Origin of the sequence: Nonomuraea endophytica (genome assembly GCF_014203235.1) — a bacterium.
GTDB classification, from domain to species: domain Bacteria; phylum Actinomycetota; class Actinomycetes; order Streptosporangiales; family Streptosporangiaceae; genus Nonomuraea; species Nonomuraea endophytica.
Genome location: NZ_JACHIN010000001.1, coordinates 952473 through 975541 on the forward strand (window position 1 = coordinate 952473; position 23069 = coordinate 975541).

Below are 23069 nucleotides of genomic sequence, written 5' to 3' on the forward strand. Positions count from 1 at the left end.
TGGTATGCGCAATGGTCCGTCCGCCGTTGTCGGCGCCGCCGTCCTCTGGGGTACGGCAGGCACCGCCGGCCTCCTCATCTCCGCGGACTCGGTGGCCCTGGCCGCCGCCCGCCTGGTCATCGGCGGCGCGGCGCTGGCCCTGCTGGCCTCGTCGGAGCTGAGATCCGCCCTGCGTCCGGGCCTTCTGCTGGGGGCGGTGGCGGTGGCGGCGTACCAGCTGTGCTTCTTCGCGGCCATCAGCCGCACCGGCGTCGCGATCGGAAGCGTCGTCGCCATCGGCAGCGGCCCAGTCTTCACCGGCCTCCTCTCGTGGCTGCTCCACGGCCAGCGCCCCAGCGCACGCTGGTCGGCCGCCACGACCGCCGCGATCGCCGGCTGCGCCGCCCTCATCGCCGGCGGCGGCGCCCAGGCCGGCGGGCAGGTGCTCTCCGGAATCCTGTTCGCCCTGCTGGGCGGCCTCATCTACGCGTACTACGCGGTCACCGCCGCCCGCGCCATCTCCCAGGGCCTGCCGTCCAACGCCGTGATGGGCGTCATGTTCGGCGGCGCCGCCGTCATCGTCCTCCCCATCCTCCTGTGGCAGGGCGTCGGCTGGCTCACCACCCCAAGCAGCCTCGCCGCCGTCCTCTACCTGGGCCTGGGCACCACCGCATTCGCCTATTTCCTGTACGGCAGAGGCCTCCGCACCACCCCGGTAGCCACAGCCGCCACCCTGGCGCTGGCCGAGCCTGCCGTAGCCGCCCTCCTGGGCGTGGTGGTCCTGGGCGAACGCCTGGCCCTGCTCTCCATCCTCGGCCTGGCCCTGCTGGCGATCAGCCTGGTGACCGTAGCCCTCCCCGAACCCCGTCCGGTGAGCCGCTAGAGTGCCAGGGTGCCGTTCAGACCCGTGTCCACCGTCGACGCGCTGGCCGGAGCGCTACGCAGCCGAATCCTGTCCGGCGAACTCGAACCCGGCACCCCACTCCCCGAACAGGAAATCGCCGCCACATATGGCGTGGCCCGCCCAACGGTTCGCGAGGCCTTGGCCGTACTGGTCCACGAGGGCCTGCTCCGCCGCGAACGCAACCGCAGCGCCCAAGTCCGCACGGTAACGCTCGACGACCTGAACGACCTGATGTACGTCCGCCGCCCCCTGGAAGACCTGATGGCCAAGGCGTTGGCAGGCAAGAGAGTAGAGGCCGCCGAATCCGCACTGGCAAAGCTGGAGTCCCTCCCAGAAGAAGCCCCATGGTCGGCCATAGTCGCCGAACACATGGCCCTTCACCAGGCACTGATAGAAGCAGTAGGCAGCCCCCGCCTGGACCGCCTATACAACGCCCTGGCCGCAGAAACCCAGCTCGGAGTAGTCCGCCTACGCGACGTCTACAAGGACCGCGACCGCCTGATCACCGAACACCGAGCCCTCCTGGACGCAATAGCGAACGGCCCAGCAGAGGCAGCCCAAGCCGCAGTAGCCACCCACCTCAGCCACTCCTGTGGCACCTAACAAAAGCAAGGTCCTCCGCTCCGCTCCGCGCGCTCTTCCAGTCGGGCCAAGCCCCGACCCCTGAAGGACCTCCCTCCGGTCGGACGCCCTGCCCAGGCCCACCCGTTGCCCAGCTAGGTGGTTGGCCAGTTGGACCCCACCCTGATCCAATGGGCCTCGCTCCGCTCGGACGCCTTGATCGTGCGCACCTCCGGCGCGCGGCTTGCGCATTCCGCCATCACGTTCATGGGTCGAAGAACCAAGCACCACCGCCGAAGGCACGAGACCCCTTTAGACACCTCGGCCCAGGCACTCCCGCCGACAGCTCTTCATGTCGCGCGATAAACACAAGCTCAACCTGCGGACGCGCGCGGACTGATCCGTACCTCCAAATTGGCATCCAGAGCCCAAGCCGGCCGCCCAAGGACCGGCAACGTCGGAACGGTGCCCCCTTCTTCGAACCGGGCCACGACAGACAGTGTCAGGCCCGCCGCACGAGCCAGTTCACTCTGACTCCACCCACGAGATTCCCGCATCTCTCTCACCGCCCGACCAAGTTCAAAGGCGAGACGGGCAGCGTCGTAGGCTTCCGCCGCCCCAGGCTCAGACAGCCGTCGCTCCCGCAGATCAGCCCAAGCGATCCGCTCAGTCATCACCACTTCTCGCCCGCCGAGTGAGCCTCACTTCGCTCGTGCGCACATTCCCCCGAAGGTGCTGGCACCGCCAGGCAGGCAATCTGGGCCGCCTCAGTAACGCTCAACCCAGCCCAGCGGCACTCCCGGGACGAACAGCCAGATACCGCCAGCCCAGGATCCCGTACCAGATCATGATCGGCAGGAGAAGCACATACCCAACCCGCTCCAGCGCCACCGTAGGCCCGCCAACCCCGGTCGTCCAAGGAAGCGCAACCGCGACCAGCCCGGCAACCGCCGCCCCCACGCCAACCACCCGAAGCCAAGCAGGCATAGCAAGCCCCACAGCCCCAGCAACAGTGGCAGCAACCCACAGCAGCCCGGCAAGGTTGACCATCCACTTGGCAGTAAGCAGCACCGCGAACGCCACAGTGGCAACGCCCGGAGCCGCAGGGCGGGCGGCCAGTTGGGTCATGGCCAGGTTCCCACCGTCATGAAGCAACCCCGCCAGCCCCGCACCCGCCAGCAGACCACCAGCGAGAATCTCCAAATACGTCCGGGCCGAACCAGCCGCCACAACCAGCCCCGCCGCGAACAAGCCCAGCCAGCCCAGCACATCAAGAGCCAGCTCAGCCAGATGCAACCCAACCTGCATGCGTACGGCGTGAAGCACACCAGCGGGGTCAGCCGGACTCAGGGACAACCCCGATGGCACCACAACAGCCGCACCAGCGACCATGGCTACCAACGAGGCCAACAACAGCGCGCCAATGAGCCGGCCGCGAGCGTTCGAATCGGTCATGTCGGTGACGGTAAAACTCTGCCGCAGGGACAGAGTCAACAAGCCGGGAGAGGCAACGCCATGTGGCGGATCGGCAAACTGGCACGCATGGTCGGCGTCTCCGAACGCACACTGCGCCACTACGACAAAATCGGCCTGCTCATCCCCGCCGCAGTCGACCGCACAACCGGCTATCGCTGGTACGGCGTGGCCGAGCTGTCCCGGCTCGAACGCATCCGCGGTCTACAACGCCTCGGCCTCCCCCTACGCCAGATAGCCGACCTCCTGGAAGCCCCCGAAGCCCAGCTGCGTCAAGCGCTGACCGACATAGTGACGAACATCCACCACGACATTGCCGCCCTAGCCGCCACCGCAGCCCAAGCCGAAGACCACCTCACCACCCCAATGTCGATCCTGCCGCAGGAAGCGAAAGTCCCCCCACGCCACTTACGCGTCCGCCACCTGCACCTCAACCACCCATCCGAACTAACCACCCTCTGCCCATCACCACCCGAAACCCTGCTGACCTGGCTCCGAGAACAACCCACAGGCGCCTTCCACGCCGCGGTAACCACCGATCAGGTCGGCGACGTCATCACCCTGCCCACTCGCACCGTGGTCCGAGCCGTCGTCCCATCCTCAGCAGACGTGGTCCGCGCCGGGCAAGACCTGTTCGCCTGGCTAAACCGCCACAGCCTCACCATCGCGGGCCCCACCCTGGAAGACCACCTCACCGACGCCGACGGCACCCAAGCCACAGTGCTCGAGATACCCGTCACCGCCGCCACCCCGTAACCCTGCCCAGACCCACGATCGACCGAGCCGCTCAGCCCAAAAGCCGAGACCTCAAACCCGGTTGACTCAAAGGCAGTACGTGTCAGCCCAGCACGCCTGGATGATCGGCGCGTTGGAGGCCAGGTATCCAGCCGCGTACAAGCATCTGGACGCCACCAGCGAGGATCTGCTGCCGTTCGCCGCCTTCCTCCGCGAGATCGAGAAACAGATCTATCCACAGGAACGGCTGAACAAGGAGATCGGTCACCGCGCCGCCCGACCGGCCCGCCATCATCCGCCTGGTCGGCTCCGTGCAGGCCGAGCAGACCGATGAAGGGAACGAAGCCCGCCGCTACACACGGGTGGCCGCCCACTCAGCCACTTCGGGGGCGAAAGGCCGACAATCCTCCAGGACGGAAAAAGCACGAAAGGTAGTAATCCCTCACCGCGCACAATAGATCAATCTCCCCCAAAAGCCATTCCCCACACGATCGATCCAGCCTCGCACCACCCCGAGCAAAGTTATCCCCAGACCTCCGCCCAACCGTGTACCCGCCACCTCGGGTGTGCGATTATCGCACCATGAGCACCCTCGACTGGAACGACATCGGGGATCGGGTTCGCGAAGCTCGGCTGGCCATGCAGTTGTCACAGGAACAGCTGGCCCAGAAGACCGACCTCGACAGAACCATGATCAGCAAGATCGAGGCCGGTACGAGGCGGCTTGACGCACTGGAGCTCTCTCGGCTCGCACGTGCGCTGGACTTGCCTCTGGGTCATTTTCTCAATGCGCCACCAGCGGTGATGTCCCATCGAACACCTCTGGCCGAGGACACCACGACAGTCGCCACGCAAGCCTCCTATCGCATCGACAGCACACTGGCTTCGTGGATAAGAGAGATCCGGCTTCTCATCTCGCTGAACATGCTCCAGCCGAATCCCATCAGGCAGTACCCAGGCAAGGTCGACGGACCTCTTACGGCCGCGGCGGCCGCGCGGTGGCTGAGAACCGAGCTCAACCTGGGAAGCAGCCCCATCGACTCCATGGCCGAGTTCAGCGAGAGGTGCGGTCAGTACATTCTGGTAGTTGACCTGCCGGGAGACGGGGCGTCGGCAGTGGACGGCGACATAGCCGCAGCGGTGGTAAGCCTCAATGGCGACCCCGGCCGTCGACGCAGCACCGCCGCCCATGAGCTTGGTCATCTCATACTGGGCGACGAATACTCGACAGATATAGCAGTCAGCGCCTCCCGGGTGGAACGCGAAAACATGGTCGACACCTTCGCCGCAGAGCTGCTTTTGCCGGTGGAAGCGATCAGGCATGCCGTCGGCGGCAGAGACGCGCCAGATCGGTCCATGCTCGTACGGCTGGCGGCCGAATACCGCACCTCCTGGAGCCTCACCCTTCGGCAAGCTCGAGCCGCGGAGGCCATAACGCCGAGCGAGGAGAAGAAGCTGCGACCATGCCTACCCACCTTCGCGGAGTTCCGAGACTCCCTGGGCTGGGCGCCGCAGCCCGACCTCGATTCCATCCGTGTGCCTCCGAGCCTCGCGCACGCCGTGATGACGGCGTACCGACTTGGTCACATCAGCAGCGATCGAGCACTGGAATTAATGCACGGGCAGCTCAGAAATTCCACGGACCTACCACCGAGGCTCGAAGAAGATGAGACTCCGTGACGGCCGCGACATCGGATGACCCGCTCCCCCGCTGGTGGTCGACGCCATGGTGCTCCACCACTTCGCCAAGTCCGACCGTCTCGACGTGCTCGGCGTCAGCGTCTCCACCATGTCGACCACACACATCGTCGCCAGGGAGGTCGACAAGTACTCCAGCGAGTATCCGTCGCTGCGATCCATTACCGATCTCGAATGGCTGCGCATCCTGCCGCAAGATACCGACGAGGAGCTGATCGCCTTTGGGCAATGGGTCGATGTGCTTGGTGCGGGTGACCACAACCTGGGCGAAGCCAGCGTCTTCACCGCTGCCGAGATACAGCGCCTGATCGCCATCACCGATGACCGCGACGCGACCAAGGTCGGCCGAAAACGCGGGCTTGAGGTGCACGGCACGGTCTGGCTTCTGACGCGACTCCACCGGCTGGGCAAAATGACCCTTGTTGAAATCTGCGGCCACGTGGACGCCTTGCGACACTCCGGTATGCGTCTTCCCTGCACCGGCCGCGACCTTGTCCGGTGGGCACGCGAGCGCGGGCTTCTCTAACCGAGCACGCGCATCCCCTCGATCATCAGCGCCCCACCGGACGTCAGGCCAGCAGGGCAGGAGACGCCGGCGACCCGCGACGAGATGTCGCCGGTCAACCGGCTCTACGCAGAAGCCAGCCGCTACACGTGTCTACGCCTCGCCGGAGGTCAGGCCGACCGGGCAGGATACGCCGGTGCCGCCGATGCCGCAGTAGCCGTTCGGGACCTTGAACAGGTACTGCTGGTGATAGACCTTTGCTTGGCGCAATAATTCTTGCGGAGGTCACCATGGCGCAGATCCCCGTCGTCTCCTACGCTCGCATCTCCGCCGACGTCAGGCGGGATGAACACGGAGTTCAGGACCAGCACAAGCTCAACCGCGAGACCGCTGCCCGGCTCGGATGGAAGGTCGTCCACGAGTACACCGACAATGACAAGTCGGCAGCGAAGGCGGACGTCGTCCGTGACGACTTCGAGGCGATGCTGAAGGCACTGCGAGCCGGTGAACTGCCAGACGGCACGGCGGTGCAAGGCGTCGTCATCGTTGCCGAAGACCGGCTGGCCCGTCGCCCCGGCGACTACGAGCGCTTCGCGGAAGCGATCACCTACCAGGACGGGCGAGTCTTCGCCGATGCCCGTGGTGCGAAGGACCTCTACAACGAGGACGCCGAGAGCATGGGCCTGTTCGGTGCGGTGATCTCCAAGATGGAGGTCCGCAAGATGCAGCGCCGCATGCGTCGCTCGCACCGGACCCGCGCCGAGCAAGGCATGCCCGTCGGCGGCACTCGGCCCTTCGGCTGGAAGCCTGACCGCCTGACGCTGGACCCCGTCGAAGCGCCTCTGGTACGGCAAGCCGTACTCGATCTGATCTCCGGCCGCTCGCTCTACTCGATCGCCGAGCAGTGGCGCAGAGACGGAGTGAAGACGTCGCTCGGCAACGCTTGGACGCCGAGTTCACTCAAGATCACAGTCAACAATCCGCGCATCTGCGGCTGGCGAGAGATCAGCAAGGAGCTGGTGCGTGGGGCCGACGGCAACCCAGTCGTTGGGCAATGGGAGGCGATCGTCACTCCCGAACAGTGGATGGCCGTCAAGAGCATCTTCGATGCCCGCAAAGGCCACTACATCCACCGCGACGGACGCATCGGCCACGTGCTCGCGCGGGACTTCCGCGAGCCCAACTACCTGCTGACCGGCTTCCTCCGGTGCGGTCGCGCCAAGGATGACGGCTCGCTCTGCAACACGTCCCTCCGCGTGACCCACAGCAAGGACTGTGTGCAGCACATCTACATCTGCCCGGGCAAGACCGTGGGCGGCTGCGGCGGGCTCGGGCGGCGCGGTGACATGGTGGATCTCTACATCTCAGAAGCGGTGCTGGCCAAGCTCGAAGAGGCCCAACTCGCTTCCTCCGATGAGCCGTCCGACTGGCCGAAGCAGGACGAGTACGACGGCGCGAAAGACCGCCTGGACGTGCTCAGGACGCAGTGGACGATGGGCAAGGTCAGCAACGACCTGTTCTTCTCCACCGCTGCGGAACTGGAGAAGCAGATCGCCCGTCTTCGGACCGAAGCCCAGAACTTCACCGCATCGATCCAGAGGCAGCGAAGCCGCTCGCACACCGATGTCAGCGAGATTCGACGGCGCTGGTTCTTGCCCGAGGAAGAGGGTGGACTGCCTCTCACCGTGAAGCGCACGTACGTCCGCGAGGCACTGCATGCGGTGATCATTTATCCCAGCGGTAAGGGTCGCGCGAAGTTTAACCCTGACCTGCTTGAGCCGGTCTGGCGCGAGGGCTGACCACAGGACGTCCAGGACGTCTTCGAGAAACTGTGGCCTTACTCGTCGGCCACAGCTCACTTACCTTTCTGTCTGTGCAGCCGCATGTAGCCGGACGTCTACGGACACCGCCGTACGCCACTGGATGCCAAGGGACGTCTCCTCAGGAGCCCCCGTCGGGCATGTGGCCCGCATACCCAGGCGATGATGGTGGTAGAACCGATCTACGCACAAAGTCTCCGTTCCCCGCACGGCACGACACAGCGAGCATCTCGGCGAACCGTCTCAGGCGCATCAAGACTCCGGGCACAACACGACTTACTGAATACCGATGATCCGTCGGAGGGCCCCGGCCCGGCGGTAGGTGTCCACACGTAGAGCGCGCCACCAACACTCTCGCCGCACTCCACCACTGATCTTCTCGCTGCTGCGCACCACGCCGACAGCTCACTTTCTGCTGCCCGGCGTCGGTGTGCTCGTCGCGATCGTCCGGCGATCGGTGACTCCACCCTCTCGGGAAGGAGGCCACCTGGACCCTGAAACCCTCGCGTCTGCCCAGGAGTGGGGCAGACGCCAAGCCACCCGCTCTCCTCGCTGGTCGGAGGAGAAATGGCAACGCATCGCCACGATCTTCGGGGTGAGCGTCGCCCCTGGCACCCGGCCCGACGACACACGCGGGAGGGATGCCGCATGACCCTGTCGCCGGACATCATGGCCGCGCTGCACCGTGCGGCCATGCCTGACTTCGCCCGCTGGCAACGCATGGTCTACGCCACGGGTGGCTGTGCACAGCCTGTGCGGTTGCACGGAGAGCGATTCACTCTGGACCGCCGCACGGGTGAAGTGCTCGACGTGTACCGAACCGCTGATGAGCCGACCGGATACCTGCTCACCGCCTGCGGAAACCGCCGTGCCTCCCGTTGCCCGGCCTGCTCGGCGACCTACAAGGACGACACCTACCACCTGATCATCTCTGGCCTACGCGGCGGCAAGGGCGTGCCAGAGGAGGTAAGCCAGCACCCCCGCGTCTTCGCCACCTTCACCGCCCCCTCCTTCGGCGCAGTCCACGCTCACCGGCAGTCCGCGCCATGCCGTCCGCGTCGCGATCGACCGGTCTGTCCACACGGGCGGCCTGAGGGGTGCGGGCAACGTCATGACCGCGACGATCCGCAAGTGGGGCAGCCGCTCTGCGTCGACTGCTACGACTACATCGGGGCCGTGCTGTGGAACGCCCGCGCCGGTGCGCTCTGGAGAGAGTTCACCAAGGCCATGCCGTCCACCCTGGCCCGCCTGCTCAGCATCACTCGCGCCGAGCTCCGCCGTACGGCTCGGCTGTCGTACGCCAAGGTCGCCGAGTACCAAGCTCGCGGCCTGGTCCACTTCCACGCGGTGATCCGCCTCGACGGACCGGACGGCCCGACCGACCGCCCTCCCGAAGAGCTCACGGTCGAGCTGCTCGACCAAGCCATCCGCCAGACAGCCGCACAGGACGCTCAGTGGGGCAGGCAACTCGATATCCGCCCGGTGTACGTCTTCAACGAACTCGACGGCGTCAGCGATCAGCGCGTGGCTGCCTATGTCGCCAAGTACGCCACCAAGGGGGCTGAGTCGGCAGGGACCGTAGATCGCCCAATTCGCCAGTCCTGGGAGATCGCCCGGCTTCCCGTCACCGAGCATGCTCGTCGCATGATCTACACCTGTTTCAGCCTGGCCGAACTTCCCGACCACAGGGACCTGCTGCTGCGGCAGTGGGCTCACATGCTCGGCTACCGAGGCCACTTCTCCACCAAGTCCCGCCACTACTCGATCAGACTCGGAGACCTACGGCAGGCACGCGCGGACTTCCGAGCCGAACAAGCCCGCCTCCTGACCGGGCTGACGCTCCCCGCCGAGACGCTCACAGTTGCCGAGTGGCGCTACGCCGGAAACGGCCTCCGCAACGGTGAACCCTTCTGGACGAAGGTAGCCCGACAACGCATCGCCACCGCCCGGTTGATCGCTCGCCAACGAGAGACCGACCCCGCTTTGACCATGGCGGAGTGTGCAGCCGGCAGAAGTCCCTCAGAAGCAGTCCTCAATACCTAATTGCGGACCATTATCACATGTTAAATATCGCACAATTCTACGACCACGATTCGATGCTGTTTTAGCTCCTGCGCCGCCTCCTTCCAATCCGAGTCGGCGCAATTTACAATGACCGACTTGTGTTCGTCCGAGATAACTACAGCCACAAATTTATGATCAGAGGGATCAAACGCTCGTAAGCCGTCCGGAATCTCCAAATAGGAACCCTGATCATCTTTGCTTATCTCAACCTTTTGCACGTGACGGGGATCAGCCTGAGTGCGATGCAGGTGCAGAAAGAAGCGATCGCCAACCCCCGGTTGCCCTTTGAACGAGCAATACTTCTCGTATTCATCAAAGATGTGCCACGAGCTATCGAGAACGACAACCCCGTGCGCTTCCACGTGCTCCAGAAATTCGATTGCACTATTCACGCATGCGTCCGTAACATGCTCAGCCTTCCCGTTGGAAACGATGAGCACATTAGTGTCGATCACGACACGGTCTGGGTGCTTCAAGCCGACTTCTCTTCGATTGCTCGCCTCCGCGCTGCTCGACTCATCGCAGCGGCTTCCTCGAACTGGTTCCCGAAGAAATCCTTCGGCCAGTTCGTGATGTTTCCAAACAAGTCCAGCGTCAACTGGCTGATCGTAGAAGCAGACCCATCAGCATGACAGAAGTAGAGGAGACAGTCTTCCGATTCTAGTGTCACTCCTCTGCCAATCTCCTTTTCAGCGAGTCGGCGTTGCAGGCGCATGAGAAAATGCTCGGAATGACTCTCTACCACTACTTGAATGTTTCGAACCTTTGCGGCCTCGATCACCACATCTGCTAGCCCGCTTTGTACTGCTGGGTGTAGATGGATCTCGGGTTGCTCAAGAAGAACGGTAGAGCCTTCCGGCGCATATGCCAAGAGGACCAACACGGGTAGCACCTGGCTAACCCCAAAGCCTACATCCGTGAGAAGCACTGGCGTACTGCCCTGAGACCGTCTTACTTGCACTCTATAGAGAGTACTTCTGTCATCCACAGACTCCACTGCAAAGGAATGGATTAGGCCGAGCTCTTGAAGCCATATAGCCACATGCTCTTCGACAGTGATCAACTTAGTGCGACGAGGCCCGTCCTTGCGAATTGCAAAGCCGCGCGCATTTGTTTTTCCGTCAGACTGGGAGGCGATAAGAGCCTCGACCGCGAGCTCGCCTCTCCTACCTACATCGACAGGTCTACCACCCGACCAGATGTACTGCCGCGCCGGATCCTGCCTTAGGGGACCGAGATAGAAAATCCTGCCGCAGAGGTTCTCAAACTGAAGCTCTAGATCAGACAGGAAGGCGGCATTCTGATAATACGCTCGCACCTGATCTGGGAAACTGTAGAATTTTCCGGGCGACGGCAATGGCCAAGGCCTACCAGACACGCGCTTGAATGGGTAGCTATTAGAATCTAGCGAGTATTCATCTTTTCCGCCCCTGCGCGTCAGTGAAAAGCGAAGGTCGCCGAGACCATACTCGACACGCTGCACAACAGGGAAAGATCTCAGTTCTCGAACTAGGACTGAAAGACTCAAGTCGCGACTAGCGGCGATGGCATCTCGCTTCTTCGTCTCGGTATTTCGGATCTCGAAATCCGAATCTTCTTGCCAGCCAATGTCGATACCAACTGTACGCTCGGAATCATGCTGAAAGGTAATATCATTGAAGGTTCCGAGGCTGACAAGAGAGGCCGGTCCGCCCAGGTCGAAGACGCGGCCTCTATCCGCAGACTCGGCGGTCTGTTTGAGTAGCAACAAACTCTGCAGAAAACTAGTCTTCCCAGAAGAATTGCTGCCAAAGAAGGCAGTTATTGGGCCAAATTTGATGAAACCACTATCTTCCCATGCCTTGAAATTTTGAAGCCTGAGATTCGTTATCATCCGACCTTCGCCTCCAGTGCCCATGGAGAGCGCCCATGGTATTACAGATCAGTACTCTAGTAGTTGGAGATCGCACCGTCACTGATCTGTCGTCGTGGCGGCCCCATGCCCAACCTTCGGGCGGAAGCGACTCTGATCTTGACCGGCGTGGACCGCGTCTCTCACAAGACGTCCTACTGAGCTGCTCAAACACCTTTGCGAAACCCCGAGCGGCGACCCCCGCCAGTGCCGAATGGCTGACTGCCCAGCTTGCTGGAGGGTTGAGATATTGCTGGCTAGGATCACGCCATATGGAACCCACCGCCGGTGTCCTCTACGTCGTCGCGTGCGCAGCGCCTCCGGCTGCCGGCCTCCACAACCTTGTCAGCCTGGCTCAGAACGCAGGGTGGACGGTCCACGTGGTGACGACACCGATGGGTGAGCGGTTCGTGAACGTGCCCGACCTTGAGCGGCTCACCGGCGACCAGGTGCGTAGCACCTACCGGATGCCCGGCGAACCCAAGGGGCTGCCTCCCGCCGATGCCGTGATCGTGGCGCCCGCCACATTCAACACGATCAACAAATGGGCTACCGGCATTGCCGACACCTTCGCCGTCGGGCTCCTCTGCGAGGTCATGGGCTTCGGCGTGCCGATCCTGGCAGTCCCGATGCTCAAGACCGCACTCGCGCGGCATTCGGCCTTCGCTCGCAGTGTGGAAGCACTCCGGGACATGGGCGTCCAGGTCATGTTCGATCCCGATGCCCCTTCGGATGCGCGCATGCCATCCTGGGAACAGGTGATGGAAGAGCTGCAAGCCGTAGTCGGGGGGCGACAGGCGCAGGAGTGATGCCATGGATGCCCGGCGAGAGATCGGCGAGAAGATCGCCCGTGCCCGCCGTCGTCGGGGTCTGTCGCAAGCCGTACTCGCTGGCCTGGTTGGCCGATCGGAGAGCTGGCTCAGCCAGGTAGAGCGCGGGCAGCGGGATGTGAGCAACCACGCGGTCATTACCGCCTTGGCCGAGATCCTCGGGCTGAGTGTCGATGACCTCGCCACGAAGAAGAGCACCACCATGACACGCTACGAAGCGGCAACCGGCATCCGCCAAGCCATGCTCGGATACGACGGGCTCTCGGCGATGATCGATCATCGGCTGGCAGGCGGGTCCGTCGAGAGCATCCTGTGGCTGAGACATGAGATCCGCCAGGTGAACCGCCTCTACCAGGCAACCCGCTACGACGAGGTGGGCAAGCGCCTCCCCCGCTTGATCATCGCTACCGAGCTCGGTTCGCGGCACGCACCTTCGCGGGGTCGGCGGGCCTATCACTCCCTGAGATCCCTCACCTACCACTGCACGACGACCACGCTCCGCCGTGTCGGGGAACCCGAACTTGCCTGGGTAGCAGCCGATCGGTCACTGGCTGCTGCGCAGGCGGCAGAGCGACCACTCCTCGCTGCCGTGAGTGCATACCGGCTGGGATACGTCCTCGTACGGCTGCGCGAGATCAGCAAGGCTTTGGAGGTGGTCCGCCGGGCTGGCGAAGCACTGCGCAGAACTCCAGGAGCCAGGACACGTCCGGTCCTCGGCGGCCTTCACCTCGTCGCCGTCACCGCTGCGGCAGCGGCCTACGACCAAGCCGGGATACGGCAGCATCTTGACGAAGCACGGCAGGTAGCAGAAACCCTCGGCGAAGATCGCAACGACTTCTGGACCGCGTTCGGAATGACGAACGTGATCATCCATGAGATCTCAGCGGCAGCGGACTCCGGCGACTCGCGTACGGCAATCGCCGCAAGCGAGCGCCTCGACCTCTCCACCCTCGCACCTGGCCTTGTTGGACGCCGCTCTCAGATCCACCTCGACCTCGCCCGGGCATACGCGGTCCAACGTAAGGACGCCGCCTCGGTCAACATGCTCCTGGAAGCAGAGCGCCTCTCTCCTGAACTCGTCAGGTACGGCGGTCGCCCGCGCGACCTGCTGACCCAACTCCTCAAACGCGAACACCGCGCCAGCACACCGCAACTTCGCCCCCTGGCCCAGCGCGCAGGCATCATCTGACCCGCACTTTTGTGCGGCTTCCTTGGCTCCACAAGAGTGCGGGGTCCGCTGACTCTGACCGCCTACGGTGCTTCCTGACACGCGATACCGCAGGTCAGGAGGCCAATCATGCTGGTGATGGAGCCGCAACCCCCGCTACCCTCGCAGGCACTCAGCGCAGCCCAGGACCTTCAACACGCGCTGGACCGCCACGGAATCCCCACCGACGTGAACGACGGTTACGGCCTCGCAGTGCTGTCTGTCTGGTCGGGTCTGCTCGTCTGGTGCGATGAGCGCCTCTATTGGTGGCGCACAGGCTGGGCCCCCAAGGGCAGACGGGCGATCTATGCCTGGCATTCAACCCTGGAGCCAGTCCGAACCGCTCATCGTGTGGCGCTGCGATACGCCGACCTGCGGGCCTCGCGCACCTTCTCGGAAACCGAAGAACCAGCATGTCGATGACCGCTGGTGAGCTGGCCAGAGAATTCCCCGATTGGGAGATCCAGGATGCCGCTGGCGGTGGCTGGTATGCACTCCGTGCCGTCCCTGCCCCACAGCACACTGGTCTGTCGAACGTCCGGTGTGGGCGAACCCTGGAGGAACTCAGCAAGCACCTGGCGGCTGAAACCCGCTGGCCTCTTCGCGTGAACAGACTGCGCGGCGTGGCCCGAAAGGATCGCGACCCGTCACCCGAGGTGCTCGATGGCAACCCGACCCGGAGCACAGGGCCGCCAGGCCCGAGCACCGGAAGCGGGGCGGCAGAGCTCTTCAAGACATAGGAAGCCCGCTGCTCGGGACCGACCGCCCGTGTGCGGCGGCGGGCGCGTACGGCCCCCCAGGGCCGCATGCGCAAGCCCGCCAGGCCGCTAAGCGGGCGGGCGGTCCCGAGGCGAGCGCAGCGAGCCCTTGACCCTGTAGAGAAGATTGTCGCCGCAGCTACTGGGGGCTACCGGCCTGGCGCTCAGGAGGAGCGGCCCAGGGCTGTCGCAGAAGCCACTGATCGTAGTCGGCCTGGATCAGCTCCAGGCCGTTCACCCGATCATCGCGATCGGCGAAGAACCGCTTAAACGCTAGGAACAGTGCCTCGACGGCAACAGCGTTCTGTTCCTCATTCGTCGGCCAGAAACAGGGTCTGCTCGCCGAGTCGGGGAAGGCGAGCATGAGAACCAGGGCCTGCCAGACAAGGTTGTTACCCCCGCCGACCTGGACGATCAGCCACTCCCTGCACCCTTGCAGCAGTGTGCCGTCACTGCCCGCGTCGAACCCCGCGACGTACGTGGTGAGCAGCCGATATGAGCCGTCCAAGCCGTACATCCCCGGACGGATACGAATGCTCTCCAAGTGCTCGCGGGGTTCTTGCGGAAACCTGGACTCAGGCTTCACCAGACGTCAGCCCCACCGGACAGGCGACCCCAGTCCCGCCTATCCCGCAGTACCCGTTTTTGTTGCGGTGGAGGTACTGCTGGTGGTAGTCCTCGGCGAAGAAGAACTCGGGGGCTGGGGCGATCTCGGTGGTGATCTCGTCGTAGCCGGATGACTTCAGGACGGCCTGGTAGGCGTCTCTGGAGGCCAGTGCGGACTTCTCCTGCTCGGGCGAGTGGTAGTAGATCGCCGAGCGGTACTGGGTGCCGACGTCGTTGCCCTGGCGCATGCCCTGGGTCGGGTCGTGGTTCTCCCAGAAAACCTTGAGGAGCTCTTCGTACGACACCTTCGCCGGGTCGTACACCACGCGGACGGCCTCGGTGTGGCCGGTGGCGCCGGTGCAGACCTCTTCGTAGGTGGGGTTCTCGGTGTAGCCGCCCTGGTAGCCGACCGCGGTGGTGTAGACGCCTTCGGTCTGCCAGAACTTGCGCTCGGCGCCCCAGAAACAGCCGAGGCCGAAGTCGGCGATCTCCAGCCCCTCCGGGTACGGCGGAGCCAGCGGAGCGTCGAGTACGGCGTGCCGCGAGGGCACCGGGATCCGGGCGGAGCGCCCCGGCAGGGCGTCCTCCTGACGGACCATAGATGTCTTGTTGCTGCCGAACAGCCAACCCATGGTGCACCTCCTGGTCTCCACGATACAGAGACGCCAACAGTTAAGACCGCCTAAATAGTCCCACATAGTAGTACGCATTTGTGTTTAAGCATGTAATGTCCGAAAATGGGCTACATGCCTGACGAGAAGCGTGGTGTGTTGTTCGGGGTCGCGGCCTACGCGATGTGGGGACTGTTCCCCCTCTACTGGCCGCTCCTCAAGCCCTCGGGGGCGCTTGAGATCCTCGCCCACCGCATGGCCTGGTCACTGGTGGCCGTGGTCGTCATTCTCGCGGTCAGGCGGCACTGGTCGTGGTTCAGGGAGTTGCTGAAGCAGCCCAGGAAGCTCACCCTGCTGGCCCTGGCCGCCGTGATCATCACGGTCAACTGGGGCACCTACATCTACGCCGTCAACACCGGCCACGTCGTCGAGGCAGCCTTGGGGTACTTTATCAACCCGCTGGTCAGCGTGTTGTTCGGTGTGCTGTTGCTGCGCGAGCGGCTGCGGCCGTTGCAGTGGGCGGCGGTGGGGTTCGGCATGCTGGCCGTGGTCGTGCTCACGCTCGACTACGGACGGCTGCCGTGGATCGCGCTCACGCTGGCCGTCAGCTTCGGCGTGTACGGGCTGGTCAAGAAGCAGGCGAACGTCGGCGCCGCCGAGAGCCTCACCGTCGAGACCCTGGTGCTGCTCACGCCCGCCCTCGCTTACCTGGTCTACCTGGAGGCCTCGGGCCAGGCCACGTTCGGCCACACCAACCCGGGCCACGCGCTCCTGCTCGCCGGAGCGGGACTGATCACCGCGGTGCCGCTGCTGTTCTTCACCGCCTCGGCCATCAGGGTGCCGCTGAGCACGATCGGCGTCCTGCAGTACATCGCGCCGATCCTGCAGTTCCTGTGCGGTGTGCTGATCGTCAAGGAGACCATGCCGCCGAGCCGCTGGATCGGGTTCTCGATCGTGTGGCTGGCCCTGTCGGTCTTCACCTACGACAGCATCAGCGCCGCGCGGGCCAACCGGAAGCGGGCCGCCGAGCTGGTCAAGACGGCGGCCTGACCGTGCTCGACGGCATCTACGCCGGAGAGGAGCAGGTCTTCCGCTTCTATCCCGACGGTCTCGTCCTGGATGTTCTGGTACGGCCCGCCGCCACCCCCCAGAGCGGAGCGCTCATCGCCACCTGGCTCCGCCGGGAAGACCCTCCGGCCAGCGTCCACACGGCCCGCTACACGCGCGACGGCGGCGCGTACACCTTCGAGACCAGAGGCCACCTCAGAGACGAGCAGGTCGTCGTCCAGGTCACCAAGGCAAAGGACCATCTGGTCGTCGACCGCCGCGACGGCGGTCGACCGCGCCGCAACCTACGCTTCGACCGTATTTTTCCCTGAAATAACCCGAAAAATCAGCCCGAGCGCTCCACCACGTAGTCGCACAGAGCCAGAAACGCGTCCTTCGCCGGGATGTTCGGCAGGCCCGACAGATCGGCCCGCGCCCGGTCCACCCACGCGTCCAGCTCCGCACGGGCCTGGGCCATCGCCGGGTGCGCCCGCAGCAGCGTCAGCGCCTCCTCAAGGTCCTCCTCCGCCACCGGCCCCGACAGCAGCGTCTTGAGCCGCGAGTCCTCGGGCGAGGCCAGCAGGTAGAGCACCGGCAGCGTGCGGATGCCCTCGCGCAGGTCCGTCCCGGGCGTCTTGCCCGACTCCGTCGAGGTCGAGGCCACGTCGAGCAGGTCGTCACCGAGCTGCCAGGCCACCCCGATCGCCTCGCAGGCCCGGCTCAGCCGCTCCTCCACGCCCCTGGGCGCGCCCGACAGCAGCGCCCCGAACCGCCCGGAGGCGGCGATGAGCGAGCCGGTCTTGTCGGCCAGCACGTTGATGTAGAAGGAGACCGGGTCGTCGCCGGCCCGCGGGCCGATCGTCTCCCTGATCTGGCCCTGCACGAGCCGGGAGAACGTCTGCGCCTGGACCCTGATCAGGTCGGGGCCGAGGTCGGCCAGGAGGTCGGAGGCCTGGGCGAACAGGTAGTCGCCGGTCAGGATGGCCACGGTGTTGTCCCACCGGGCGTTGGCCGACGGGGAGCCGCGCCGTACCGGAGCCTCGTCCATGACGTCGTCGTGGTAGAGGGAGCCGAGGTGCGTGAGCTCGATCACCACCGCGCCCGGCACGACGCCGGGCGCGGACGGATCGCCGAACTGGGCCGCCAGCAGCAGCATCAGCGTGCGGAACCGCTTGCCGCCCGCCTCGATGAGGTGCTTGGACGCCTCCGTGACGAAGGCGTCCTCGCTCTCGACCGACGAGCGCAGCAGTTTCTCGACCGCGTTCAGCCCACTGGCGATGTCCTGCGCCAACCGCTCGTCCTCAATGGGCAGATCAACAACCGGTGGCGCGGACATAGATACCCCTATCTAATGAACAGGCCGGACGCAGCCTGGTTGGCGATGTCGAGTGCGGGCTGCGGGAAAAGCCCGACTCCTACCGTAACCAGCAGCGCGACGCCGATGACCACCGCGGTGCCCATGCTGGGCGCGACCACGGTGGGGCCGTCGGCGGCAGGCTCGCTGAAGAACATCAGCACGATGACGCGGACGTAGAAGAAGGCCGCGATCGCCGAGGCGATGACACCCACGACGACCAGGCCGGTCATCCACGCGCCCATCGAGTCTCCGGTCTGTGTGCCACTGCTCACGGCAGCCGCGAACACGGCATACTTTCCGAAGAACCCGCTGGTCAGAGGGATACCAGCGAAAGCCAGCAGGAAGAAAGCGAACACACCGGCAAGCAGCGGAGATCTCTTCCCGAGTCCGGCCCAGCGGGACAGATGACCCGCCTCGCCGCCGGGGTCGCGCACCATGGTGACCACGGCGAACGCGCCCACGGTGGTGAAGCCGTAGACCAGCAGGTAGAACAGGATCGCCGACAGCGAGGCGGCGTTCTTCTCCGCGGCCTCGAACGTCGCCATCACGCCGATGAGCAGGAAGCCCGCGTGCGCGATCGAGGAGTAGGCCAGCATGCGCTTGATGTCGGTCTGCGTGATCGCCAGGATCGCGCCGACGATCATCGTCAGCGCCGCGACCACCCACATGACCGGACGCCAGTCCCAGTCCAGGTTGCCCAGAGCCACCCAGAACACCCGCAGCACCGCGCCCATGGCCGCCACCAGCGTGCCGGAGGCCATCAGGGCGGTGATCGGCGTCGGGGCGCCCTGGTAGACGTCCGGCTTCCACGCGTGGAACGGCGCCGCACCGATCTTGAAGAGCAGGCCCACGCCGAGCAGCGAGAAGCCGAGCAGCAGCAGCGGATCCATGAGCGAGCCGGTGGACATCGCCTGGCTGATCCCGGGCAGGCTGACCGTTCCGGCGTAGCCGTAGATCATGGCCATGCCGTACAGGAAGAAGGCCGAGGAGAACGCGCCGAGCAGGAAGTACTTCAGCGAGGCCTCCTGCGACAGCAGGCGGCGACGGCGGGCGAGCCCGCACAGCAGGTACAGCGGCAGCGACATGACCTCAAGGGCCACGAACATCACCAGCAGGTCGTGCGATGCCGCGAACAGCAGCATGCCGCCGACGGCGAAGAGCACCAGCGGGTAGACCTCGGTGTGCGCGCCACCGCTCGTCTCCGCCTCCTCCTCATCCGCACTTCCGGGTACGGCCGCCGCCGACGCGACGAAGTGCCCGTCGTCGTTGACCATCAGCACGGCGCCCAGCGAGAGCACCAGGATGACGCCCCAGATGAACAACGAAGGGCCGTCCACCGCGACGGCGCCCATCGCCGATGCCGTGGTCGGCACGCCGCCCCTGGCCACCTGCACGATGACCAGCGCGAACGCGCCGATCAGGCTCAGCAGCGAAAGCGGCACCTGGATGGACTTGCGCAGGTAGCGCGGCGCGAACGCCTCCACCAGGACGCCGATGCAGGCCGCGCCGAAGACGAGCAGCAGCGGCGCGAGCTGCCCGTACTCGATGGTCGGCGCCTCGAAGCCGTTCACTCTCCGGCCCCCTTCTCAGCGATGGCGGGGTTCTTGACGTCCACGTTGGTGAGCGTGTGCTGCACCGACGGGGTGATCACGTCGAGCAGCGGCTTCGGGAAGAAGCCGAACCCGATGATCAGGGCGACCAGCGGGGCGAGCACCACGACCTCGCGGACGTTGAGGTCCTTGAAGCCCTTGACGGACTCGGCCGTGGGGCCGTTCAGCGCCCGCTGGACCATCCACAGGATGTAGACGGCGGCCAGGATGACCGCCACCGCGGAGACGATCGCCGCCACCGCGAGGCCGCCGGATCCGAACGCCTGGCTGGAGTACGTGCCGACCATCACCATGAACTCGCTGACGAACGACGACAGCCCCGGCAGCGACAGCCCGGCCAGACCGGCGACCAGGAAGAACCCGGCCAGCACCGGCGCGACCTTCTGCACGCCTCCGTAGTCGGCGATGTACGGCGAGCCGCGGCGGGAGATGAGGAAGCCCGCGACCAGGAACAGCGCGCCGGTGGCGAAGCCGTGGTTGACCATGTACAGCGCGGCGCCGGACTGCGCGACCTGGGACATCGCGAAGACGCCCATGACGATGAAGCCGAAGTGCGAGATCGAGGTGTAGGCGATCAGGCGCTTCATGTCCGTCTGCCCGATGGCCACGATCGCGCCGTAGATGATGCTGATCACCGCCAGCACCACGATCGGCATCGTGAACGCCTTGGCCGCCTCGGGGAAGAGCTCCAGGCAGAAGCGCAGCATGCCGAACGTGCCGACCTTGTCGAGCACGCCCACGAGCAGCACGGCCGCGCCCGCCGGAGCCTGGGCCGCCGCGTCGGGCAGCCACGTGTGCACCGGCACCAGCGGCGCCTTGATGGCGAAGGCGATGAAGAATCCGGCGAACAGCCACTTCTGCGTGGCCGGGTCCTGGATGGCGCCGACGAGCTCGGGGAACATGAACGTGCCCTTGCCCGCCGCGAAGTACAGCCCGATGACCGCGACCAGCATGAGCAGGCCGCCGAACAGCGAGTACAGCAGGAACTTCACGGCCGCGTAGGACCGCTGGGCGCCGCCGTAGGAGCCGATCATGAAGTACATCGGGATCAGCATGGCTTCGAAGAAGATGTAGAAGAGGAAGATGTCGGTCGCCGCGAAGACGCCGATCATCATCGTCTCCAGCACCAGCAACAGCGAGAAGTAGGTCTTGACCGACCTCTTCGGCGCGATGACCGTGCCGTCCGCCGTCTTCACGCCGTCCGCGTCGTTCCACGAGGCCAGCACCACGATCGGCACCAGCACCACGGACAGGGCGATCAGCACGAGCGCGACGCCGTCCACCCCGACGCCGAACTTGACCCCGAAGCTGGGGATCCAGTTGTACTCGGCCACGAACTGGAAGCGGTCGCCGCGCGGGCTGAACTGCACCGCCATGACGAGCGTCAGCACCATGACGACCAGGGAGACCAGCAGGGTCACCTGCTTGGCCAGCTTGTCGCTGCCCTTGGGAAGAAGGGCCACCACGACCGCGCCCAGGACGGGCACCGCCATGAGGATGGGGAGCCAGGGTGACATCAGATGTTCCCAACGAGGAGCAGGGCGCCGGCCAGGAGGGCCGCACCGAACAGGATGGACAGCGCGTACGTTCTGGCGAAGCCCGTCTGCAGCCGCCGCATGCGGCCCGAGGTCCCGCCGATCGCCGCCGCCAGCCCGTTGACCAGGCCGTCGACGCCGCGGTTGTCGAAGAAGACGGCGATCCTGGTCAGCCACTGGCCGGGGCGCATGAACAGCGACTCGTTGAGTGCGTCGCCGTACAGGTCGCGCCGGGCGAACACGGTCAGGAACGAACCGCGCGGCGCCAGGACCGGAACCTCGGACTTGCCGTACTTGTACCAGGCGAAGCCCGCGCCCAGGGCGACGAGGGCCAGCGACGACAGCCCCACCGTGGTGGTGCTGAAGAGGTGGAACTCGGGCAGCCGCTCAGGCAGGCCGACCGCCGGGGCCAGGAACTTCATGAACCGGTTGTCGCTGATCAGGTAGTAACCCAGGCCGATCGAGCCGAGCGACAGCAGGATCAGCGGCACGGTCATGACCGAGGGCGACTCGTGCGGGTGCGCGTCCTTGTCCCAGCGCTTCTCGCCGAAGAACGTCATGAAGATCATGCGGGACATGTAGAAGCCGGTGATGCCCGCGCCCAGCACGGCCAGCCAGCCCATCCACTGCCCGTGCTCCATGGCCGTCTCCATGATCCCGTCCTTGGTGTAGAACCCGGACAGGAACGGGAAGCCGATGATCGCCAGGTAGCCCACCATGAAGGTGGCGAAGGTGATCGGCATGAGCTTGCGCAGCCCGCCGTACTTCCTCATGTCCACTTCGTCGTTCATGGCGTGCATGACCGAACCGGCGCCGAGGAACATGTCGGCCTTGAAGAAGCCGTGCGCGATGAGGTGCGCGATCGCGAAGGCGTACCCGGCGGGGCCGAGGCCGGCGCCGAGCATCATGTAGCCGATCTGCGACATCGTCGAGCCGGCCAGGCCCTTCTTGATGTCGTCCTTGGCGCAACCGATGATCGCGCCGGCCAGCAGGGTCGCGACACCGACGATGGTGACGACGAGCGAAGCCGTACTCGATGCCTCGAAGAACGCGCCCGAGCGGACGACCAGGTAGACGCCGGCGGTGACCATGGTCGCGGCGTGGATGAGGGCCGAGACCGGGGTCGGGCCCTCCATCGCGTCCAGAAGCCAGGACTGCAGCGGCAGCTGGGCCGACTTGCCGCACGCGCCGAGCAGCAGCAGGAGCCCGATCGCGGTCAGCGTGCCCGAGGAGGCCTCGCCCACCTTGCCCTGCAGGTCGCCGAAGGCCAGCGTGCCGAAGGACGTCCAGATGATGAACATGCCGACCAGCAGGCCGAAGTCGCCCACGCGGTTGACGATGAACGCCTTCTTCGCCGCCACCGCGGCCGACGGCTTGAACTGCCAGAACCCGATCAGCAGGTAGGACGCGAGACCCACGCCCTCCCAGCCGATGAACAGCCCGACGTAGTTGTCGGACAGCACCAGCAGCAGCATCGCCGCGACGAACAGATTCAGGTAGGCGAAGAACCGGCGCCGGTCGGGGTCGTGCGACATGTAGCCGATCGAGTAGATGTGGATCAGCGATCCGACACCCGTGATCAGCAGCGCGAAGCTGAGCGACAAGGGGTCGATCAACAGCCCCATGTCAACCATGCCGGGGATGAACTCATACAGATGTACGGCCTGCCGCCGCGCGTCCTCGGAAAGCCCGAGCAACTCCACGAACCCGAGCACCGCCACGACGAACGAGGCGAGCGACATCGCCACGCCCAGCAGGTGTCCCCACTTGTTCGTGATCCGGCCGAGAACCAGCAGAATCGCGGCGCCGAGGAGTGGCAAGGCGATCATCAGCCATGACACACCGATTACGCCGGTACCGACGTAATCGGTGATCTTA

22 protein-coding genes and 2 pseudogenes are annotated in these 23069 nt (G+C 65.1%); 13 read left to right on the top strand and 11 right to left on the bottom strand.

What is annotated here, in order from left to right; all coding sequences use genetic code 11:
• Positions 1 to 4: 4 nt before the first annotated feature.
• On the top strand, positions 5 to 862 hold the full coding sequence (locus HNR40_RS04605; protein ID WP_184958559.1) for a DMT family transporter: 858 nt from the start codon (positions 5 to 7) through the stop codon (positions 860 to 862).
• Between the two features lie 9 nt (positions 863 to 871).
• Positions 872 to 1486, top strand: a complete 615-nt coding sequence (locus tag HNR40_RS04610) for a GntR family transcriptional regulator (RefSeq protein WP_184958560.1) — start codon at positions 872 to 874, stop codon at positions 1484 to 1486.
• A 332-nt stretch (positions 1487 to 1818) separates the two neighbouring features.
• Here HNR40_RS04610 and HNR40_RS04615 read toward each other — a convergent pair whose 3' ends face one another.
• Positions 1819 to 2118: a helix-turn-helix domain-containing protein gene (locus HNR40_RS04615; protein ID WP_184958561.1), complete on the bottom strand. Its 300-nt coding sequence runs from the start codon at positions 2116 to 2118 to the stop codon at positions 1819 to 1821.
• 103 nt (positions 2119 to 2221) lie between these two features.
• The gene (locus tag HNR40_RS04620; RefSeq protein ID WP_184958562.1) at positions 2222 to 2899 is read right to left on the bottom strand and encodes a hypothetical protein; all 678 of its coding nucleotides are present in this window, start codon (positions 2897 to 2899) and stop codon (positions 2222 to 2224) included.
• Positions 2900 to 2959: 60 nt separating this feature from the next.
• Between HNR40_RS04620 and HNR40_RS04625 the strand changes: the two genes are divergently transcribed.
• The 4 genes and pseudogenes from HNR40_RS04625 to HNR40_RS04640 all read left to right on the top strand — a co-directional run bounded on the left by HNR40_RS04625 (position 2960) and on the right by HNR40_RS04640 (position 5876).
• Entirely contained in the window at positions 2960 to 3673 is a 714-nt protein-coding gene (locus tag HNR40_RS04625) for a MerR family transcriptional regulator (protein WP_184958563.1), read from the top strand.
• Positions 3674 to 3746: 73 nt separating this feature from the next.
• A pseudogene (locus HNR40_RS04630) lies at positions 3747 to 4008 on the top strand (transposase); the annotation flags it as partial.
• Between the two features lie 226 nt (positions 4009 to 4234).
• Positions 4235 to 5332 carry a helix-turn-helix domain-containing protein gene (locus HNR40_RS04635; RefSeq protein ID WP_221339917.1) on the top strand — a complete coding sequence of 366 codons (1098 nt, stop codon included), beginning with the start codon at positions 4235 to 4237 and terminating at the stop codon, positions 5330 to 5332.
• A 34-nt stretch (positions 5333 to 5366) separates the two neighbouring features.
• Positions 5367 to 5876, top strand: a complete 510-nt coding sequence (locus HNR40_RS04640; protein WP_184958566.1) for a PIN domain-containing protein — start codon at positions 5367 to 5369, stop codon at positions 5874 to 5876.
• Between the two features lie 132 nt (positions 5877 to 6008).
• Here HNR40_RS04640 and HNR40_RS04645 read toward each other — a convergent pair.
• Positions 6009 to 6116 (bottom strand): annotated as a pseudogene (locus tag HNR40_RS04645) (peptide-methionine (S)-S-oxide reductase MsrA); the annotation flags it as partial.
• A gap of 29 nt (positions 6117 to 6145) precedes the next feature.
• On the opposite strand from HNR40_RS04645, the gene HNR40_RS04650 reads away from it, so the two are divergent.
• Positions 6146 to 7654 (top strand): recombinase family protein, encoded by a 1509-nt coding sequence (locus HNR40_RS04650; RefSeq protein WP_184958567.1) that lies wholly within the window; start codon positions 6146 to 6148, stop codon positions 7652 to 7654.
• Between the two features lie 669 nt (positions 7655 to 8323).
• Positions 8324 to 9718 (top strand): replication initiator, encoded by a 1395-nt coding sequence (locus HNR40_RS04655; RefSeq protein ID WP_184958568.1) that lies wholly within the window; start codon positions 8324 to 8326, stop codon positions 9716 to 9718.
• A 20-nt stretch (positions 9719 to 9738) separates the two neighbouring features.
• On the opposite strand, the gene HNR40_RS04660 is transcribed toward HNR40_RS04655, so the two are convergent.
• Both HNR40_RS04660 and HNR40_RS04665 read right to left on the bottom strand, forming a co-directional pair.
• Positions 9739 to 10215 (bottom strand): hypothetical protein, encoded by a 477-nt coding sequence (locus HNR40_RS04660; protein ID WP_221339918.1) that lies wholly within the window; start codon positions 10213 to 10215, stop codon positions 9739 to 9741.
• Positions 10212 to 11612 carry an AAA family ATPase gene (locus HNR40_RS04665; protein ID WP_184958570.1) on the bottom strand — a complete coding sequence of 467 codons (1401 nt, stop codon included), beginning with the start codon at positions 11610 to 11612 and terminating at the stop codon, positions 10212 to 10214. The genes HNR40_RS04660 and HNR40_RS04665 overlap by 4 nt, the downstream gene beginning before the upstream one ends.
• Positions 11613 to 11902: 290 nt before the next feature.
• Here HNR40_RS04665 and HNR40_RS04670 point away from each other — a divergent pair, with 290 nt between their 5' ends.
• The 3 genes from HNR40_RS04670 (at position 11903) to HNR40_RS04680 (ending at position 14090) form a co-directional block, all read left to right on the top strand.
• Entirely contained in the window at positions 11903 to 12439 is a 537-nt protein-coding gene (locus HNR40_RS04670; RefSeq protein WP_184958571.1) for a flavoprotein, read from the top strand.
• A 4-nt stretch (positions 12440 to 12443) separates the two neighbouring features.
• Positions 12444 to 13649, top strand: a complete 1206-nt coding sequence (locus HNR40_RS04675; protein WP_184958573.1) for a helix-turn-helix domain-containing protein — start codon at positions 12444 to 12446, stop codon at positions 13647 to 13649.
• 108 nt (positions 13650 to 13757) lie between these two features.
• Positions 13758 to 14090 (top strand): hypothetical protein, encoded by a 333-nt coding sequence (locus HNR40_RS04680; protein ID WP_184958574.1) that lies wholly within the window; start codon positions 13758 to 13760, stop codon positions 14088 to 14090.
• 474 nt (positions 14091 to 14564) lie between these two features.
• Here the strand turns inward: HNR40_RS04680 and HNR40_RS04685 are convergent, their stop codons facing one another.
• A complete protein-coding gene (locus tag HNR40_RS04685) occupies positions 14565 to 14942 on the bottom strand; it encodes a hypothetical protein (RefSeq protein ID WP_184958575.1) in 378 nt (125 codons plus the stop codon).
• Positions 14943 to 15000: 58 nt separating this feature from the next.
• Positions 15001 to 15663: a peptide-methionine (S)-S-oxide reductase MsrA gene (msrA, locus tag HNR40_RS04690; RefSeq protein WP_184958576.1), complete on the bottom strand. Its 663-nt coding sequence runs from the start codon at positions 15661 to 15663 to the stop codon at positions 15001 to 15003.
• A 114-nt stretch (positions 15664 to 15777) separates the two neighbouring features.
• On the opposite strand from msrA, the gene rarD reads away from it, so the two are divergent.
• Together rarD and HNR40_RS04700 are read left to right on the top strand one after the other, a co-directional pair.
• Positions 15778 to 16692, top strand: coding sequence for an EamA family transporter RarD (gene rarD, locus HNR40_RS04695; RefSeq protein WP_184958577.1), 915 nt, complete (start codon positions 15778 to 15780; stop codon positions 16690 to 16692).
• A 2-nt stretch (positions 16693 to 16694) separates the two neighbouring features.
• The gene (locus HNR40_RS04700; RefSeq protein ID WP_184958578.1) at positions 16695 to 17021 is read left to right on the top strand and encodes a hypothetical protein; all 327 of its coding nucleotides are present in this window, start codon (positions 16695 to 16697) and stop codon (positions 17019 to 17021) included.
• Between the two features lie 14 nt (positions 17022 to 17035).
• Here the strand turns inward: HNR40_RS04700 and HNR40_RS04705 are convergent, their stop codons facing one another.
• The 4 genes from HNR40_RS04705 to nuoL are packed head-to-tail and all read right to left on the bottom strand — an operon-like array spanning position 17036 to position 23020.
• Positions 17036 to 18025: a polyprenyl synthetase family protein gene (locus HNR40_RS04705; RefSeq protein WP_184958579.1), complete on the bottom strand. Its 990-nt coding sequence runs from the start codon at positions 18023 to 18025 to the stop codon at positions 17036 to 17038.
• A gap of 8 nt (positions 18026 to 18033) precedes the next feature.
• Complete coding sequence (gene nuoN, locus HNR40_RS04710; protein WP_184958581.1) at positions 18034 to 19617, bottom strand: NADH-quinone oxidoreductase subunit NuoN; 1584 nt, start codon at positions 19615 to 19617, stop codon at positions 18034 to 18036.
• Positions 19614 to 21173 carry an NADH-quinone oxidoreductase subunit M gene (locus HNR40_RS04715; protein ID WP_184958583.1) on the bottom strand — a complete coding sequence of 520 codons (1560 nt, stop codon included), beginning with the start codon at positions 21171 to 21173 and terminating at the stop codon, positions 19614 to 19616. Before HNR40_RS04715 ends, nuoN begins: the two co-directional genes overlap by 4 nt.
• Positions 21173 to 23020: an NADH-quinone oxidoreductase subunit L gene (gene nuoL, locus HNR40_RS04720; protein ID WP_184958584.1), complete on the bottom strand. Its 1848-nt coding sequence runs from the start codon at positions 23018 to 23020 to the stop codon at positions 21173 to 21175. Before nuoL ends, HNR40_RS04715 begins: the two co-directional genes overlap by 1 nt.
• Between the last annotated feature and the right edge of the window lie 49 nt (positions 23021 to 23069).

What these genes read in the sequence shown, in the direction of transcription:
- HNR40_RS04675 (WP_184958573.1), top strand. Translation starts at nt 12,444, where the DNA reads ATGGATGCCCGGCGAGAGATCGGCGAGAAGATCGCCCGTGCCCGCCGT.
- HNR40_RS04635 (WP_221339917.1), top strand. Translation starts at nt 4,235, where the DNA reads ATGAGCACCCTCGACTGGAACGACATCGGGGATCGGGTTCGCGAAGCT.
- HNR40_RS04685 (WP_184958575.1), bottom strand. Translation starts at nt 14,942, where the DNA reads ATGTACGGCTTGGACGGCTCATATCGGCTGCTCACCACGTACGTCGCG.
- HNR40_RS04620 (WP_184958562.1), bottom strand. Translation starts at nt 2,899, where the DNA reads ATGACCGATTCGAACGCTCGCGGCCGGCTCATTGGCGCGCTGTTGTTG.
- HNR40_RS04650 (WP_184958567.1), top strand. Translation starts at nt 6,146, where the DNA reads ATGGCGCAGATCCCCGTCGTCTCCTACGCTCGCATCTCCGCCGACGTC.
- rarD (WP_184958577.1), top strand. Translation starts at nt 15,778, where the DNA reads ATGCCTGACGAGAAGCGTGGTGTGTTGTTCGGGGTCGCGGCCTACGCG.
- HNR40_RS04680 (WP_184958574.1), top strand. Translation starts at nt 13,758, where the DNA reads ATGCTGGTGATGGAGCCGCAACCCCCGCTACCCTCGCAGGCACTCAGC.
- HNR40_RS04665 (WP_184958570.1), bottom strand. Translation starts at nt 11,612, where the DNA reads ATGATAACGAATCTCAGGCTTCAAAATTTCAAGGCATGGGAAGATAGT.
- HNR40_RS04715 (WP_184958583.1), bottom strand. Translation starts at nt 21,173, where the DNA reads ATGTCACCCTGGCTCCCCATCCTCATGGCGGTGCCCGTCCTGGGCGCG.
- HNR40_RS04625 (WP_184958563.1), top strand. Translation starts at nt 2,960, where the DNA reads ATGTGGCGGATCGGCAAACTGGCACGCATGGTCGGCGTCTCCGAACGC.
- HNR40_RS04605 (WP_184958559.1), top strand. Translation starts at nt 5, where the DNA reads ATGCGCAATGGTCCGTCCGCCGTTGTCGGCGCCGCCGTCCTCTGGGGT.
- HNR40_RS04705 (WP_184958579.1), bottom strand. Translation starts at nt 18,025, where the DNA reads ATGTCCGCGCCACCGGTTGTTGATCTGCCCATTGAGGACGAGCGGTTG.
- HNR40_RS04615 (WP_184958561.1), bottom strand. Translation starts at nt 2,118, where the DNA reads ATGACTGAGCGGATCGCTTGGGCTGATCTGCGGGAGCGACGGCTGTCT.
- nuoL (WP_184958584.1), bottom strand. Translation starts at nt 23,020, where the DNA reads ATGATCGCCTTGCCACTCCTCGGCGCCGCGATTCTGCTGGTTCTCGGC.
- HNR40_RS04670 (WP_184958571.1), top strand. Translation starts at nt 11,903, where the DNA reads ATGGAACCCACCGCCGGTGTCCTCTACGTCGTCGCGTGCGCAGCGCCT.
- HNR40_RS04655 (WP_184958568.1), top strand. Translation starts at nt 8,324, where the DNA reads ATGACCCTGTCGCCGGACATCATGGCCGCGCTGCACCGTGCGGCCATG.
- msrA (WP_184958576.1), bottom strand. Translation starts at nt 15,663, where the DNA reads ATGGGTTGGCTGTTCGGCAGCAACAAGACATCTATGGTCCGTCAGGAG.